Source organism: Methylophilus sp. 'Pure River' (genome assembly GCF_046765995.1).
Taxonomy (GTDB): domain Bacteria; phylum Pseudomonadota; class Gammaproteobacteria; order Burkholderiales; family Methylophilaceae; genus Methylophilus.
Genome location: NZ_JBKOUE010000021.1, coordinates 1 through 537 on the forward strand (window position 1 = coordinate 1; position 537 = coordinate 537).

Here is a 537-nt window from a genome sequence, read left to right on the forward strand (position 1 = left end):
ACATTGACGCTGAAGCCCAACTTGCCATCAGTACGGGTAATCACTGTCGTGTTGTAGTCTTTACCATTGATGGTCACAACGACTGGATCACCTACTTTAGCGTCACCGCCAACGGTACCAGTCACTGGCGTAATTGAAGTCGCTTTCGCTTCTTCAATGTTGATGATGCCATCACCACCGAAGTTAGCGTCCAGCGCGATTTCAGCTTTAGGCGGTGTCAGGTCCAGGCTGTAAGTCAGCTGGGTAGACTGGCTCGCTGTGTTACCGGCGTTGTCAGTCACAGTCACTTTTGCATCGATGGTCTTGTCAGGGTCAGCTGCCAGTTCGTTACCAGCCACATTGACGCTGAAGCCCAACTTGCCATCAGTACGGGTAATCACTGTCGTGTTGTAGTCTTTACCATTGATGGTCACAACGACTGGATCACCTACTTTAGCGTCACCGCCAACGGTACCAGTCACTGGCGTAATTGAAGTCGCTTTCGCTTCTTCAATGTTGATGATGCCATCACCACCGAAGTTAGCGTCCAGCGCGATT

1 protein-coding gene is annotated in these 537 nt (G+C 50.8%); it reads right to left on the minus strand.

Annotated features, from left to right (window positions below):
- A partial coding sequence (locus ACIDE9_RS14165; protein ID WP_411995306.1) for an Ig-like domain-containing protein occupies positions 1-537 on the minus strand: 537 nt, incomplete at both ends.